We start from the raw sequence: 14,831 nt of genomic DNA, 5'->3' as shown, positions 1-14,831 counted from the left end.
AGGCAAGAGTAAGGTGCCTCTATTGAACCCACAGAGGACACCATTATGGCAATCGTTCACGCACGACTGGAGACTCCCCAAGCCCAGCGGCTGCTGACCCGCCTGGGGCGGCATTGGGGCCACAAGTTCGAGGTAGAGATGGAAGCGGGGCGCTTGCTGGTGCCCTTTAGCGACGAAGTGCGGACATGGCTGCAAGCCTCTGACGCCGTACTGGATGTGCGTATCGAACACCCAACACAGGCGGGTGCCGACGAACTGAAGGGCGTAGTGGCGGATCATTTGCAGCGGTTCAGCAAGGATGAGGAGTTGGTGTTCGGGTGGTCTTAGCTAGTCGATATTGGTAATGCCTCGGCACGCGGGATATCTTGAGCACCCCCAAAATGGGAGGCCTGCTCGCAGTCCATTCTTGGCCACACGGCGGACCATAGCGTTACCGCAAAGGGGGCATGCCACATCCGCTGTTTGTTGCGGCGCAGCTCTCATCTTCAGATTTCTGACGTGCTCGGCTCTAGTTTTAAACGTGGCCGGGCGGCGGCCCTCGTGGATGGCACGTATCGCGCCATTCACATCCTCAACCGTAAGCAGCGTGGCCTTGAAAGATTTTATATATGAGATGTAGCCAAAGCCTTTCTCTACATTGGGCGGAAGCTTAGACCTCAACTCGCATGGGCCCATAAAGGCGACTACAGAATGGATGGCATTTTTTGGCAGGCCGGTAATTTCCTCTACGGCCTTTGTGTGCTTATAGTTTTGCCGAAGTGGATTTTGGAACGTATATGATTTCTTATAGAGCACTTGCTTCCATTCTGGCGACCTAGCGCCCCCGAATATCCATCCCTTCATGTTTTTGGTTTCAATCACAAATATGCCATAGCGAGACACGATAATATGATCTATCTGCGTGCTTCCACCGCTTGCGTGTAGCGTCACATCATGAAGCGAAAAGTAAGCGCTAGATGGCAAAGCAACTCCGGCCCCTGCTTTGACTAGGCTTTCACCAACAGCCCCCTTAAACCAAGCAGACCGAAGAATGAGCCCTATGATCGTCGCAATAACGAATAAGAAAGCAAGAAACAGCGCCTCCCCCGCCTGATCGCCACTCCCCAAAAATCACCCCCAATTGTCAAGCCGCTTCAGAGTAATTAACGGGCTCGGGCCGAATACTCTGACGGAACAAGTATACATTTATCTTCTAAATGCCCCTGTAGTGTGAAGAGACGAGGAGTATCGCGGAATCCAAAAAGGCGATACAGGTAGTAAGATGCTTCATTCACCTTCGAAAAGCGAAGCTCATTCGGCGTAACAAAGAAAGGCGTACTTTTACCATACTTCGTCGTTTTCGCCTCGATAAACCGATCTTTGCCATTCTCCTCATAAGACCGAATATCAAAGCCAGCCGAGGGACCGATGGTGAGGGAAACTTGCTCGATCTGATCAGCCAATGCCTGCCTACCCGCATAGATTAACCGCGCTCGCTCAAAATTCATCACGAACTGCTCACCTGCTTCACCCAGGGCCTGGTTCTGAGCCTCTCTTTCAAGGTAATTCACGCCAGCGGGGTTATACAGGCTAGGCACCTCGCGAACCTCTCCGCTATTACTGGCGCCACGCGGCTCTGATGATGGCGGGCTCTCCATAACCGCCAGAAAGTCCTCAACTGACGGAGTATTAGGCACTCTCTGCACATCTTTGTGGAAGAGTGCTTGCAGATCAGGATGCGCTTTCAGATATTCTGCCACCATTGCAGGCAGCAACGAACGTTGATAGTTCGATCTCGGCTTGTATCCCTCAATCCATGGAATACCCATTTCAATAAGTACAGCGCTTATATTTTGGTGTTTCAGCTCAACGGAGCCATTAGATCGCCCACTCAGCTTCTTCATAAGCGCCCTGCGATGCATGGCTTTATTGTACTTTTCGCCGAGGAGCTCCTGACGAAGCATCGCAAAATAGTCAGCGACAGTCTCTGCCACCTCTTGTTCGGACCAATTGTTCGCCATGGTTGTGCTATCCCCGTTACGCTAAGAGTCTGCCTATATCAGCATCGTACCTGTGCATCTCGCGGGCCGGACATCCAAGGCGGAGATCCTCCCGGAAAAAAGTGGCAGGAATTGGAGCCACAATAACCGCCGAACATCCATCCGACATCCCCGTGCTCACGAATCACCTGTGATACTTCCCCATCCCTGATATACACTCTGGTTTCATAGCGACCGGTAGGCACAAGGAGCGGAACGGGGAAAAGCACAGTGAAAGCCCCTGCACCCGCCCAGGAAAAACCGCCCGGATACACAAGCACTTCGCAGTTTCCGTACTCGTATGCTTTATCTGGCTCTCCGTGTTGTCTCAGCACTTCTTGCCGAGCACTTCCGGGCCCCCTTTTGTTTGTTATAACAATGCTGCCCCAGGGATACTCTAAGTCCTTCTCATGCTTGCCATATGTTCCGATCACTAGACCAACGCACCCCTGCATCATCAGGAGGTGTGCGGCCATGAGCACTGCTATTAATACCCTATTTTTCATACAATCTCATAGCATGGTATATACAACCATCTCAACATTCTCCGCGCGAAGATAAGTTAGATCCTAGCGTAGAAGCGCCTAAGGCATTGGGAGAACTACATTCTACGTTTGGAACGCATTGTTATTAGCAACGCTAAACATCAAGCCTCGCCTGTGGAGACCAACAATCAAGAACATGAAAGCCCACAGGTTCACCTTTGAACTGCCTGTGATCAACTATGGGACGAACCTTAAAAACGATTCCTTCCAAATCGAAGAATTTTCTAATTTTCGGGCGGAGCGATTCATCCCACGTAACTGGGTATCTGCTGTTTCCTGTAACAATATGCGCTTTGTGGGATGTGATTGCGGCCATATCTAATCGTCCCATCACCTCAATTTGAGTACCAAGCTCCTCTTTTTGGGCGCCCGTTATATCGCGATCCGGGAGAGTCAGGCTCGTTACGATATCTTTGTGTGCGAGGTTCACCCCACTAATTTTCGTTCCGTCAATGCCATTTATTAACCTGTCTATTGCAGGCTTCGTCAAATCTGCGCCGATGACTAGAATTGGATTTGTCAGGTTTATATCGCCAGTCGTGATGTTACAAGTAACGCTATTGTCTTCCTGCACGCTATTGTCTTGATGAAAAGACTGGTCAATGTGAATAGCCGGCTTCTTGCCATTCTCGAGAACTGCATTTAAGGCGCGTCGTAGCTCCACAACTCCCTTGATCATCTTAGCTATGAAAGATGCGATTTGATGACCTCCGTCTGTTGCTGCAGCAGCCACAAGCAACTCTGGATTCTCGAGAATGAAATTCAGTACTACTTCCAGAGAGCCATTTTTGACTCCAACTTCATACTTAACATCATTCTTCAGTCGGTCCGTAAGCGTCTTCTGACCAACTGCTAGGGGTAACAGGTGGTCAACGATAAGCCTATAGTTCGTGAGAACGAGCTCAAGGGAGCGAAGATCGAAGACGCGTTCGTCAAACGCCTCTCCTTGGGCATAAAGAAGAATTCCGGTTTCCGACGTTCTATCCATGGCTAAATTCCCACTGGGCTACCAACGCCGCCATAATTTGCCGCCTGAAGCGCAGCGTAAGGCGGTCAAATTGATGGATTTGTTATGTGATTATTCGGCATCTCGATTTTCTGCTAGTGCTATATAGTGATATGGCAAGTCATCTTTATCGATATTGATTGCTATAATCAAACAATATCTGACATGTTCAGGCTCTAGACCCAGTGCAGAAGCATGATCAATAAACTCGTAGCGCCTATCTCGATTTTTTTCCTTAAATAATACGACAGCCAAAGCATACTCTGATGATTCTGGCGGTCTATATACAGCAATATTTTTATGGCCATCGACTTGCCAATTTCTATTTACCAATCTGGACAAGTCCTTTATATATCTAGTTAGATTGCTCTGGTCATCTGGAGGGAAACGATTTAATATGCATCCGATCTCCGTCCAGCGAGGATTAGATCGCTCCTCAAGCTTTCTAAATATTTTCTTGAATAACGGAGATACTTTGGGTTGCGGTTTATCAATTAATATACCTTGGTCTTTTGACATATAGTATTTATCTAACGGCTCAGACATTCCCGATATTATGATTTCAGCTTTATCATCGCTTACCATATTTCCAACATTCAGCAAGGTAGTAATGTATAGCCCCATATAATCGAGTTCATCCCCCATAAACTTGTACTTGCCTTCAAGTTCAGTTCTTCTCAGAAGGTAGTGAATAATTTGGACAGGGTGCTCAAGAAAATCAAATAATGTTTCAAAATCGGCGAGATTCATTGAAGGGCAAGGTGCGAAATCATTTGGAATCCAACCTGCATCATTAAATAACCTCAAATTCGTTTGAAGAGTAGCAAAATCTTCTAGAGACACTGAAACGCGAAGTACTTTATTTATAGAATGTATATCTACAGGGATTTTTGTTAGAAGAGGGTCATCAGGCGCATCCTGAACCCTAAGCTCGTTAAGCCTTTGCTCTAATCGACTCGACTGAATTCCTGGCTCTATTAAGATTTGCTCAAGGTGCCTCTTTATTCGATCCGGCGCACCTCTTAAGGCGGGTCTCGATATTTTCTGTGATTTCGCTTCAATAATAATTGCATGAGAGTCAATGAATGCAATCAGGTCAGTTTCATACTGAGCTTCACCTAGACGCCATTTAAGGCCTGAAACTACTTGTGACTCAGGAAATCTTTTTTTAACAATTTCTTCAATCTTCGACTCAAGGTAATCAGCTCGCCGGTTGTGGAGAGAGTTCTTATCTATTCCCTCAACAATTTCATCTAGTGTGTTTAGAACAAAGCTGAAAAACAGCTGAGGCAATACGCAATAATACCCACTACTTGATGAAATTATTGGCCTCTTCCACACAGGGTTTTCCAAAAAGAAAAATTCTTTCTTTTCACCACCAAGATCGCCGAATCGATATGAAAAGTGATTTAGAACATTATCGACAATATCTTTATCAAGATCCAATTGCGTCGACAATTCATCACTATCGACGAAGTAATAGTCAGACATCCCAAGATCGAAATGCGATAGAAGCATAAAAAAAAGATTCTTTTGCGAAATATTATTTATATCAATATTTTTGGAAAACCTATCAGCCTCCTCTTTTCCTTGTCCAATTAATTCATGATATTTAACCAGCATGTCGTACGGTTTTTTCGTGGACTTCAGATCGGATAGAATATTAAACCTTTCAGAAAGATTTCCCTCTATATGGTCAGTCAGCACTTTAAAAAAATCAATGGCATTTGTGGCTGAAAAACCAAACTTATTTTGAATTAGCCCATCAAAGTGACTATATATTTCCTTTGAAATGCCAACCACCTGAGAATGAAAACCCCAATTTCTAACCATTTGAGTATGACTTCGTATCAACTCTTGGATCTGATTGATGGCCATTTCAATATTGGAAGACTCCAATAGCTCTACATTCATTCTACTGCATTTAAAGGCATAACTTATTTCGGTTAATTTCTCCCATACATTCTGAACTATGTCAGGAGTGACAGGGAGCGCGCCGAGCTCATTCTCTGGTATCTGTAGAGCAAGCGCCTGAAATAGCTCTACATGCGCTTGGTTTAACCCCCCGGATAATTCTTTTGATTGCACTCCACCTTCACCGGCTCCAACAGTCAAACCATAGCCTGAGAGAATACTTATTAGGGTTATAGGGTCATACTGCCTCAATACATCGTTCAACGATTCAAATATCTCAACAACCTTGTCTTTACCATTTTTTCCTAATTCTGAAATCAACTCTTTCCTCTGTTCATCAGTAATGCCAGACAGAGGGTTTTCCATCATTGTCATCACCGGGCCAGAGGAAATTGGTTTCTTAGCAATGTTATTGTTCGATTTAAGACGGTTCCGGCTTTTCTTTGCTTTCTTTTTTTTAGCATCTCGTCTGGACTTACTATGTCGACTCACAATATATCCCTATTGGCAGTACGGGGGAGGGGGCACATAACGCCGCGCTCAGGCGCGGACAACTTTGGGCGCTTTATGCGCGATCATGGCAGCGCAGCGACTGCTGCACAAAGTGCATAAAGTTGACCGTCGCTCTGCAGCGCTTTGTTATGTTTTATTTGTAGAATCCACAATACTCTTCAGCTCCTCGAGGGCCGCTATGACATTGCCAGAAAAAATTCTCTCAAAAGCTAAAAGAAATGCAACGAATACTAAATAGAAAGCTACATAGGCGTCAGGAAGCAACAACTTTAGAACGACAGCCACTAGCGCCCCATATACAACCAAGAAGACTGTTCTTTCTCTATGTTTTTTTGCATGAGTATCCAAGACTAAGTAGAATCGTGATTTGGCGCTTGCATCCAATTTTTTGCTTTCTAGTTTTGATCTCGTCTTATCTGCCCATCTATTGTTGAATGCTAGCTCCGCCTCCAAAAGACTGAGAACCTCATCTTTTCTTGTGCTCTTTCGCAATCTTCGGATGTAGCTGGCTACATTAAGCCATTTTTCTCTCATAAAGAGATTTCTATCACCTAGATAATCTTTTATGAAGATCGATTCCCAATTCACTTTCTTTGCTCCACTCCGGAAACATAACGCCCGCAATAAACGGCGCAAGGAAGGAGCGTCCGGCGGCCGTAGAGAGCGAATTTAATTGCTTGGTTATGGTGCTAGCTTGTATGACATGCATTAGCACAGTAGTAGCAGCCGTTTATTCTCTTTCCCGGCCAGCGGCGCTTTGCGTCAGAAACGGCCCCATGACATGAACTGTGATAGCCCAAATCAACTTGGTTTTCAGGATTTGGCATATATGAACATCCCGCAGACACGTTGTGAACTTCATGATCTCCATTCGACTGCTGATTCTTATTCACAATGAATCTTTGCATCTTAGTCTCCTTATCTCAATTAGCTGGCTGGGCCAGCGCCATAAATCGCACTCCCCAGCACAATCAGCCCCCATACACGAGCACCACGCCCCAACGTGACGCCCGTCTCATTTCTTATGTGATGTAAGTAATACCGGAAGGAATATTTATTTCAAGTGATAGCACTTTGCCATCATCGGCCTACTTGCCCGATTTCCACACCACCGGGCTGCCCCCTCCGCCTTCACCGCCTTCAGGCGGCGCCGGGGCAGGAGCCGGTTCAGCATCCAGATCCTTCCGCATATCGCAGGCCACACACTCCATCCACAGGCTGTCGCCGTCCTGGACACGCACGATCTTGTCCAGGGCGCCGCACTCGGGGCAGGTGGCGCCGGCAATAAAGCGGCGTAGCACGCTCATGCGGCGATGCCGCAGTGGCGCAGCAGGGGTTCTACGCTGGGTTCGCGGCCGCGGAAGGCCTTGAACAGCTCCATGGGTTCCTTGCTGCCGCCCATGGCCAGGATGTGTTCGCGGAAGGCGCGGCCGGTGTCGGGGTTGAACACACCTTCTTCTTCGAAGCGGGCGTAGGCATCGGCAGAGAGCACTTCGGCCCATTTGTAGCTGTAGTAGCCTGCGGCGTAGCCGCCCGCAAAGATGTGGCCGAAGCCGTTCTGGAAGCGGTTGAAGGCGGGGGGCTTGATCACGGCGACTTCGTCGCGCACTTCGTCGAGCACCTGCTGGATACTCAGGGGGTTGCCGTCGCGGCCATCGGTGTATTCGGCGTGGATGCGCATGTCGAACAGGGAGAATTCGATCTGGCGCAGCATGCCCATGCCGCTCTGGAAGTTCTTGGCGGCGAGCATTTTCTGCAGTTCTTCGGCGGGCAGGGGTTCGCCGGTTTCGTAGTGGCCGGAGATCAGGCGGATGCCTTCTTCGGTCCAGCACCAGTTCTCCATGAACTGGCTGGGCAGCTCCACGGCGTCCCAGGCAACGCCGTTGATGCCGGAGATGCCGCTGACTTCCTGTTCGGTCAGCATGTGGTGCAGGCCGTGGCCGAATTCGTGGAACAGGGTGGTCACTTCGTCGTGGGTCAGCAGGCCGGGCTTGCCGCCGGCAGGCGGGGCAAAGTTGCAGGACAGGTACGCCACGGGCAGTTGCAGGTCGCCGTCGGTGCGGCGGCGGCGTACCAGGCAGTCGTCCATCCAGGCGCCGCCGCGTTTGCCGGTGCGGGCGTACATGTCCAGGTAGAAGCCGGCCATCAGGGTGCCGCTGTCGTCGAACACATCGTAGTAGCGCACGTCGGGGTGCCAGGTATCGACGCCGTCGCGGGCCTTGATGCGGATGGCGAACAGCTTTTCCACCACGGCGAACATGCCGTTGATGACTTTCTCGGCGGGAAACCAGGGGCGCAGGGCTTCTTCGGAGGTGCTGTAGCGGGCTTCGCGCAGGCGTTCGCTCCAGAAGCCGATATCCCAGGGTTGCAGGTCGGCGTCTTCGCCGGCTGCGCCCTGTTCGGCCATGAAGGCTTTCAGCTCGGCCAGTTCTTTCTCGGCCTGGGGCTTGGCGCGGCGGGCGAGGTCGCGCAGGAAGGTCAGCACTTCGTCCACGTCGCGAGCCATTTTGGTGGCGAGGGACTTTTCAGCGTAGCTGTTGAAGCCCAGCAGGCGGGCCTGGGTGTGGCGCAGGCGCAGGATCTCGTCCATCAGGGGGCTGTTGTCGAACTTGCCCTCATCTGGGCCCTGATCGGAGGCACGGGTGCAGTGGGCGCGGTACATTTCTTCGCGCAGGGCGCGATTGGTAGCGTGGCACAGCACCGCGTAGTAGCACGGAAAATCCAGGGTCAGCAGCCAGCCTTCCAGGCCTTCTTCGGCGGCCTTGTCGGCGGCGCCGGCTTTGGCAACGTCGGGCAGGCCGGCCAGTTCGCTCTCGTCGGTGATGTGTTTGCGCCAGCTCTGGGTGGCATCGAGCACATTGTCGGAGAAGCGCGAGGTCAGTTCAGACAGGCGTTTGCTGTTGGCCATGTACTCGGCCTTGCGCTCGGCGGGCAGGTCCACGCCGGAGAGGCGGAAGTCGCGCAGGGTGTCGTCCAGGTCTTTTTGCTGGGCGGGGGTCAGGGTGGCGAATTCGTCGCCGTCGCGCACGCTCTGGTAGGCGGCAAACAACTCGGCGTTCTGGCCCACTTCGGTGCCGTATTCAGACAGCTTGGGCAGGCAGGCGTTGTAGGCGTTGCGCAGGGCGTCGTTCTGGGCCACGGCATTGAGGTGGCCGGCGGGGCCGAAGGCTTTGCCCAGGCGGTCGTCTTCTTCGTCCATGGCCTGCACGAGGTTGGCCCAGGTGTAGGGGCCGCCGCTGGCGAGCAGGGCCTTGATGCGTTCGCGCCCGGCCTCGATCAGGGCTTCCACGGCGGGCTCCACATGCTCGGGCTTGATGGCGGAGAAGGGGGGCAGGCCGGGGTAGTCGATCAGGGGATTGGTGCTCATGAATGCTCCTGGTGTGCGATCGCCGTATAGTGACGGACAGTGTAGTACATGAGATTGGGACGGACGGCGTTCGTTCAAGGTGAATTGATCCGGCAGGGGCCGCAGGGGATACAACGATATGGCAGTTCGGTCGTTTTCAGGCAAGGCGCCGCAGTGTGGGGCAGGGGTATGGGTGGACCCGTCGGCGCAGGTGATCGGCGATGTGACGTTGGGGGCAGATTGTTCGGTGTGGCCAGGGGCGGTGATCCGTGGCGACATGCACTTTATCGAGCTGGGCGCGCGCTGCAGCGTGCAGGACAACGCGGTGCTGCACATCACCCATGACTCCCGGTTCTATCCCGGTGGGTTTGCGCTCACTATCGGGGATGACGTGACGATTGCTCACCAGGCCATGCTGCACGGCTGCCATATCGGCGACCGGGTCATGATCGGCATGCAGGCCATGGTGATGGACGGGGCAAAGATCGGCGACGACGTGATCCTGGCCGCCGGCTCGCTGGTGCCGCCCGGCAAGTCCCTGCGCTCCGGCTACCTGTACCGGGGCCGGCCGGCCCACTCGGTGCGTCCGCTGACGCAGGAGGAGCTGGAGTTCCTGCCGTACGTGGCAGGTAACTATGTGAAGCTGAAAGATCAGTATCTGGCTGAATAGTATCTTTATATATAAACTTTAGGCTGTATGAGTTTGCTCATATGCATACTTTATGGTTTATTAGTTTATATATTTACATACGAAGGGCGTCTCATGGCTTTCCGTCAGGTTGTTCGGGAGCAGGCACAGGAAATGGCCAACCAGGCCATGGGCCTGCAAATCGTCCAACCCAAAGCAGGGTGGATTCATACGTTGCGCACCGCTCTGGGCATGACAGGGCCACAGCTGGGCGCTCGGCTGGGGGTCAAAAAGGCGCGCATCTCCCAAATGGAGAGCATGGAGGCCGAGGGTCGCATTACGGTTCAGCAACTTCGCAAGGCGGCGCATGCCATGGGCTGTGATCTTGTTATCGCCTTCCGGCCCAGAGCGCCTGTAGAGACAATGATAGCCGACCAGGCGCGCAGGAAAGCGTCGCAACTGGTCGCCGAGACCGACCTGCATATGCGCCTGGAGCAACAGGGTCTCGATGAGATACATCTGAAGAAGGAACTTGAGCGATTGACCGATGAGTTCATTCGCGACATGCCAAGGGATTTGTGGGACAAGGATGAGCCATTTTGATACCCCTTATGGGGCAACCCCGCTGGACCCCTCGGAAATCGAGGGCCTGAAAATAAAGAACGTGACAACTCGAGGGCAGCTCGATCAGCTGGAGGCGGCTGGCGTATCCGCCGGGCTGCTCTGGCTGAAGAGGCGAAAGCATCTGGATACTCTCTCGGATGACTTCCTTCGAGAGCTTCATCGGCGACTGTTCGCCAAGGTTTGGGCGTGGGCGGGCACCTATCGCACCACCGAAAAGAACATCGGCATAGATCCTTCTCACATCGCGGTACAGGTCCGGGAACTGGTGGACAACGCACGCTTCTGGATCGACCACAGCACCTATGGCCGGATCGAATTTGCTGCCCGATTTCATCATCAGCTGGTGAAAATACATCCCTTCCCCAACGGCAATGGCAGGCTTGCGCGCATCGCCACTAACGGCATTCTCTCGAATGCAATGGGAATGCCGCCAGTGGTGTGGGCGCGCGGCAAGGCCCATGCAATAGAAGACAACGCGCAACGCCGCGCCTATATCAACGCACTACGCAGTGCAGATGGCCGGGATATCCGTCCACTTATCCATTATCTGGAATCGAACGAGCCATGATCCCTCACAACCGCCAGGTAAACGACAGGGTGCCGAAGCTCATCGGGTCCTTGTTGGTTTCCTGTTGTGAGGAGGTGGCGCGCAGGGTCAGGGCGAACTGGAAGCCCTCGGTGTGGAGGGAGCCGCCGAGGCTGAGGCCGCCGACGAAGTGCCGTTGGCGGAAGGCGTAGTCGCTGCCGCGATCTTCGATGTAGTTGTAGGCAATGCCCTCACCCAGCAGGCCGGCGAAGATGGACCAGCCGCGGCCGGGAATATCCAGCAGGCCGGGCATGCCGATGGTGGAGGACAGGCCGGCGTACTGGGGTACGAAGTTGCCCGGCAGGTTGTGGCCCATGCGCCAGAAGAGGCCGGTTTCGGCGCTGGTGATAAAGTTGCTCAGGCGCGTGCCCGCTGACCACACGAATTCACTCTGCAGACCATTTGCGCCGCTGGCATAGAAGCGGTTGGCATAGAGCGCATGCACGCCACCCACCACGTCCGGACCCAGCTGGTTGTCCCAGCCTTTGGGGTCTGTGCTGCCAGTCACCTTGTGGACCCACTCCTGGCTGCGCTGGGCACCGGAGTCCGGGCCGGTGTGGCCGACCATCAGGCCATAGCCCACCAGATGCTGGCGGTCCCAGGAAAACAGGGTGGTTTCAATGGCGGCCAGGCCGACATAGGGGATGTCATCAAACTGCGGCGCGTCGGCTTCGATGTCTTCCGGGGTCACCATCAGTTGAATCAGCGACATGCTCAGGGCGTGATCGCGGCCGGGATCGCCGATGCCGGGCAGCCAGCCAAAGCTGTCGCGGGCGCGCCGGGGCAGGCATAGGCGGCAGGTGTCGTGCCGCTCGGCAACGTTGCTCAGGTAGGAGATGCGCACGCCGTTGGTGTAGCCCTTGTCTTCGCCGGTGAGCAGGTCATTGTCCCAGGCGATGTTGAGCAAGCTGGCGGGGGTGGGGGCCGAGAGGAGAAAAAGTGCCAGCATGGGGACAAGTAAGGGGGCGAAAACGGCGACAAGGGGTCGTCGGCAGCGGGGGGGAGGGGGAGGCGCTGCGGGCATTTTTTGTGTCTCCTGGGCTGGGTGCCAGCGTGATGGTTCGGGGGTGGCGGTGCGCTTCGCCATGCTCAGCGCACCCTACGCACACCGCAGGCACATCCTTCCTACGCAGGCTCTTGGCGGAGGGTGGTGATGACGGGGGCGGTGGTGGGGCGCCAGCCGTGCCAGCGGGCGAAGGCTTCGGCGGCTTGCTCTACCAGCATGCCCAGTCCGTCGGCGGTGGCGGCGCCGCGTTCGGCGGCCCAGCGCATGAATACGGTGGGCTCGCTGCCATATACCATGTCATAGGCCTGGCCAGCGGCTGTCAGCAGCGTGCCGGGCAGGTCGGGCATGGCGCCGCTGAGGCCGGCGGATGTGCCGTTGATCACCAGATCAAACTCACCCTGCAAAAGATCATAGCCGCAACCGTGAATCGGCGGGGGGGTGCTGCCGGCAGTTTTTGATTTTTTTGCAAGTGCGGCCAGCGTCTCGGCCTTGGCGGCGGTGCGGTTGGCGATGACCAGGCTGGCCGGGCCTTCCGCCAGCAGGGGGCCGAGCACACCGCGCACGGCGCCACCGGCACCGAGAATCAGCACGCGCCGGCCGGCCACAGGCCAGCCGAGATTGTCGCGGATGTCCGCCAGCAAGCCGGCGCCGTCGGTGTTGTCGCCGTGCAGTTGGCCATCCTGTTGCCACAGGGTATTCACGGCGCCCGCCAGTTCGGCGCGGTCCGTGCGCACCGCGCACAGGGCAAAGGCCTGTTCCTTGAAGGGCACGGTGACGTTGGCGCCCGCGCCGTCCTGCGCAAAGAAATCCGCCACGGCGTCAGCGAAGCCATCCAGCGGGGCAGCGATGCGCTCATACACCAGTTCACCGCCACGCTGGGCCGCAAAGGCCTGGTGGATCTGCGGCGATTTCGAGTGGGCAATCGGGTTGCCGAAGACAGCATAGCGGGCCATCAGAGCCACTCCCGGTGAATCAGAAACTGCTCATACAGTGCCGCTTCCGGCGTGCCCGGCTCGGGGTGCCAGTCGTATTCCCAGCGCACCAGCGGCGGCAGGGACATCAGAATGGATTCTGTGCGGCCACCGGATTGCAGGCCGAACAAGGTGCCGCGATCGTAGACCAGATTGAATTCCACATAGCGGCCCCGGCGGTACAGTTGAAAGTCGCGCTCGCGTTCGCCGAAGGGATGATCCTTGCGACGCGCCATGATCGGGCGATAGGCCGGTACGAAAGCATCGCCGACGCTACGCATCAGCGCGAAGCTGTCGTCGTAATTCATGGCGTGCTCGCCATGATCGTTGAGGTCGTCGAAGAACAGGCCGCCAACGCCACGGGGTTCATCGCGGTGTTTGAGATAAAAATACTCGTCACACCATTGTTTGAAGCGCGGGTAGATCTGCTCGCCGAACGGGGCGCAGGCATCGCGGGCCGTGGCGTGCCAGGCGCGCACATCTTCCTCGAAGCCGTAATAGGGTGTCAGGTCGAAGCCGCCGCCGAACCACCACACCGGGGCTTCGCCGGGTTTTTCCGCAATAAAGAAACGTACGTTGGCGTGGCTGGTGGGCACATAGGGATTTTTCGGGTGGATCACCAGGGAGACGCCCATGGCCTGAAAGCTGCGCCCGGCCAGTTCGGGGCGTGCAGCGGTGGCAGACGGCGGCAGGCGCGTGCCGAACACGTGGGAAAAATTGACGCCACCTTTCTCGATGACGGCGCCGTCGGTCAGCACCCGTGAGCGACCACCGCCGCCCTCTTCCCGCTGCCAGCTGTCTTCGACAAACTCCGCGCCGCCATCTTCTGCCGCCAGTTCGGCGCAGATGCGATCCTGCAGATCCAGCAGGTAGGCTTTGACGGCATCAGGGGAAATCTCTGTCATCGGGGGCGGGTCCTTTCTTGGGGGTCGGGCTTTCATCAAGTCCGGCTTTAAAGTCCGGCTTTCAAATCCGGGCTATGCGGAAGCATGCATCAACTGCGCAGCTGGCGGCCGCTGGCGAGGTCGATGATAACAGATGGGCGGCGGGCAATATTGCACTCGCCGCTCACGATCATGTCCAGTTGATCCCCCAGCTGACGCGCCACCTGAAACGCATTGCGCGCCGCGGGGCGGCCGCTGAGGTTCGCGCTGGTGGAAATGATCGGCGTGCCCGCCTGGCGCGCCAGGGCGCGGGCCAGGGGATGTTGGCTGACGCGCACCGCCACCGTGCTGTGGGCGCCGCGCACCCAGGCGGGCACGCGGGCACTGACAGGCACGACCCAGGTGGTCGGCGGCGAGGTGGTTGCTGCGGCATCGGCGGGGGCTTTTTGTGCTGTGCCGGTTTCTGTTTCTGCCTCAGCCGGCCAGCTTGCCTGCATGCGGGCCAGCTCCTCATCGGTGACGTTGATCCAGGGGCGCAGTTGGGCGGTATCGGCCGCCAGCAGGATCAGCCCCTTGGCCACGGGGCGCTGCTTGATCGCCAGCAGGCGCAGCACCGCCTGTTCATTGGCAGGGTCGCAGCCCAGGCCGTACACGGCCTCGGTGGGATAGGCGATAACGCCGCCGGCATGAAGGATGCGCGCGGCAGTGTGCAGGGGCCCGGCGGGTGTGGCCATGGGTCAGATTCCGGTGCTGGACAGTCAGGTGGGGACGGTAGCCAAAGCGCGGGGTA

At 55.2% G+C, this 14,831-nt stretch carries 15 protein-coding genes; 4 read left to right on the top strand and 11 right to left on the bottom strand.

The features are described 5' to 3' along the window. Window positions 1-45 precede the first annotated feature (45 nt). A complete protein-coding gene (locus K8B33_RS08030) occupies window positions 46-327 on the top strand; it encodes a DUF2218 domain-containing protein (protein WP_223425412.1) in 282 nt (93 codons plus the stop codon). Here K8B33_RS08030 and K8B33_RS08025 read toward each other — a convergent pair whose 3' ends face one another. From K8B33_RS08025 to prlC, 7 genes are all read right to left on the bottom strand, one after another. Further along, window positions 328-1,107, bottom strand: coding sequence for a nuclease-related domain-containing protein (locus K8B33_RS08025; RefSeq protein ID WP_223425410.1), 780 nt, complete (start codon window positions 1,105-1,107; stop codon window positions 328-330). It abuts the gene before it with no gap. Between the two features lie 35 nt (window positions 1,108-1,142). Continuing rightward, window positions 1,143-2,000 (bottom strand): DUF3883 domain-containing protein, encoded by an 858-nt coding sequence (locus K8B33_RS08020; RefSeq protein WP_223425408.1) that lies wholly within the window; start codon window positions 1,998-2,000, stop codon window positions 1,143-1,145. A 657-nt stretch (window positions 2,001-2,657) separates the two neighbouring features. Further along, window positions 2,658-3,551 (bottom strand): hypothetical protein, encoded by an 894-nt coding sequence (locus K8B33_RS08015; protein ID WP_223425406.1) that lies wholly within the window; start codon window positions 3,549-3,551, stop codon window positions 2,658-2,660. Window positions 3,552-3,641: 90 nt separating this feature from the next. Continuing rightward, the gene (locus K8B33_RS08010; RefSeq protein WP_223425404.1) at window positions 3,642-5,975 is read right to left on the bottom strand and encodes a hypothetical protein; all 2,334 of its coding nucleotides are present in this window, start codon (window positions 5,973-5,975) and stop codon (window positions 3,642-3,644) included. A 147-nt stretch (window positions 5,976-6,122) separates the two neighbouring features. Then, a complete protein-coding gene (locus K8B33_RS08005; protein ID WP_223425402.1) occupies window positions 6,123-6,584 on the bottom strand; it encodes a hypothetical protein in 462 nt (153 codons plus the stop codon). A 500-nt stretch (window positions 6,585-7,084) separates the two neighbouring features. Next, window positions 7,085-7,303: a YheV family putative metal-binding protein gene (locus K8B33_RS08000; RefSeq protein ID WP_223425400.1), complete on the bottom strand. Its 219-nt coding sequence runs from the start codon at window positions 7,301-7,303 to the stop codon at window positions 7,085-7,087. Next, the gene (gene prlC, locus K8B33_RS07995; RefSeq protein ID WP_223425398.1) at window positions 7,300-9,363 is read right to left on the bottom strand and encodes an oligopeptidase A; all 2,064 of its coding nucleotides are present in this window, start codon (window positions 9,361-9,363) and stop codon (window positions 7,300-7,302) included. The genes K8B33_RS08000 and prlC overlap by 4 nt, the downstream gene beginning before the upstream one ends. A gap of 118 nt (window positions 9,364-9,481) precedes the next feature. Here prlC and K8B33_RS07990 point away from each other — a divergent pair, with 118 nt between their 5' ends. Genes K8B33_RS07990 through K8B33_RS07980 form a run of 3 tightly spaced genes read left to right on the top strand, consistent with a single transcriptional unit; the run spans window position 9,482 to window position 11,162 of the window. Beyond that, window positions 9,482-10,012 carry a gamma carbonic anhydrase family protein gene (locus tag K8B33_RS07990; protein ID WP_223425396.1) on the top strand — a complete coding sequence of 177 codons (531 nt, stop codon included), beginning with the start codon at window positions 9,482-9,484 and terminating at the stop codon, window positions 10,010-10,012. A 27-nt stretch (window positions 10,013-10,039) separates the two neighbouring features. Continuing rightward, window positions 10,040-10,573: a mobile mystery protein A gene (locus tag K8B33_RS07985; RefSeq protein WP_317846208.1), complete on the top strand. Its 534-nt coding sequence runs from the start codon at window positions 10,040-10,042 to the stop codon at window positions 10,571-10,573. Next, a complete protein-coding gene (locus K8B33_RS07980) occupies window positions 10,560-11,162 on the top strand; it encodes a mobile mystery protein B (RefSeq protein WP_223425391.1) in 603 nt (200 codons plus the stop codon). Before K8B33_RS07985 ends, K8B33_RS07980 begins: the two co-directional genes overlap by 14 nt. 4 nt (window positions 11,163-11,166) lie before the next feature. On the opposite strand, the gene K8B33_RS07975 is transcribed toward K8B33_RS07980, so the two are convergent. The 4 genes from K8B33_RS07975 to K8B33_RS07960 form a co-directional block, all read right to left on the bottom strand. Further along, a complete protein-coding gene (locus K8B33_RS07975; protein WP_223425389.1) occupies window positions 11,167-12,129 on the bottom strand; it encodes a lipid A deacylase LpxR family protein in 963 nt (320 codons plus the stop codon). A 176-nt stretch (window positions 12,130-12,305) separates the two neighbouring features. Then, window positions 12,306-13,139: a shikimate dehydrogenase gene (gene aroE / locus K8B33_RS07970; RefSeq protein WP_223425387.1), complete on the bottom strand. Its 834-nt coding sequence runs from the start codon at window positions 13,137-13,139 to the stop codon at window positions 12,306-12,308. Continuing rightward, the gene (gene hemF, locus K8B33_RS07965; protein ID WP_223425385.1) at window positions 13,139-14,062 is read right to left on the bottom strand and encodes an oxygen-dependent coproporphyrinogen oxidase; all 924 of its coding nucleotides are present in this window, start codon (window positions 14,060-14,062) and stop codon (window positions 13,139-13,141) included. Before hemF ends, aroE begins: the two co-directional genes overlap by 1 nt. 89 nt (window positions 14,063-14,151) lie before the next feature. Next, window positions 14,152-14,775, bottom strand: a complete 624-nt coding sequence (locus K8B33_RS07960) for an L-threonylcarbamoyladenylate synthase (protein ID WP_223425382.1) — start codon at window positions 14,773-14,775, stop codon at window positions 14,152-14,154. Between the last annotated feature and the right edge of the window lie 56 nt (window positions 14,776-14,831).

Origin of the sequence: Alcanivorax limicola (assembly GCF_019931215.1) — a bacterium.
Taxonomy (GTDB): domain Bacteria; phylum Pseudomonadota; class Gammaproteobacteria; order Pseudomonadales; family Alcanivoracaceae; genus Isoalcanivorax; species Isoalcanivorax limicola.
This window is presented reverse-complemented; position numbering and strand designations above follow the sequence as displayed.

Excerpts from the sequence above, each read along its gene's own strand:
- K8B33_RS08030 (WP_223425412.1), top strand. The coding sequence starts at position 46 with ATGGCAATCGTTCACGCACGACTGGAGACTCCCCAAGCCCAGCGGCTG.
- K8B33_RS08020 (WP_223425408.1), bottom strand. The coding sequence starts at position 2,000 with ATGGCGAACAATTGGTCCGAACAAGAGGTGGCAGAGACTGTCGCTGAC.
- K8B33_RS08015 (WP_223425406.1), bottom strand. The coding sequence starts at position 3,551 with ATGGATAGAACGTCGGAAACCGGAATTCTTCTTTATGCCCAAGGAGAG.
- K8B33_RS08000 (WP_223425400.1), bottom strand. The coding sequence starts at position 7,303 with ATGAGCGTGCTACGCCGCTTTATTGCCGGCGCCACCTGCCCCGAGTGC.
- prlC (WP_223425398.1), bottom strand. The coding sequence starts at position 9,363 with ATGAGCACCAATCCCCTGATCGACTACCCCGGCCTGCCCCCCTTCTCC.
- K8B33_RS07990 (WP_223425396.1), top strand. The coding sequence starts at position 9,482 with ATGGCAGTTCGGTCGTTTTCAGGCAAGGCGCCGCAGTGTGGGGCAGGG.
- K8B33_RS07985 (WP_317846208.1), top strand. The coding sequence starts at position 10,040 with ATGAGTTTGCTCATATGCATACTTTATGGTTTATTAGTTTATATATTT.
- K8B33_RS07980 (WP_223425391.1), top strand. The coding sequence starts at position 10,560 with ATGAGCCATTTTGATACCCCTTATGGGGCAACCCCGCTGGACCCCTCG.
- K8B33_RS07975 (WP_223425389.1), bottom strand. The coding sequence starts at position 12,129 with ATGCTGGCACTTTTTCTCCTCTCGGCCCCCACCCCCGCCAGCTTGCTC.
- aroE (WP_223425387.1), bottom strand. The coding sequence starts at position 13,139 with ATGGCCCGCTATGCTGTCTTCGGCAACCCGATTGCCCACTCGAAATCG.
- hemF (WP_223425385.1), bottom strand. The coding sequence starts at position 14,062 with ATGACAGAGATTTCCCCTGATGCCGTCAAAGCCTACCTGCTGGATCTG.
- K8B33_RS07960 (WP_223425382.1), bottom strand. The coding sequence starts at position 14,775 with ATGGCCACACCCGCCGGGCCCCTGCACACTGCCGCGCGCATCCTTCAT.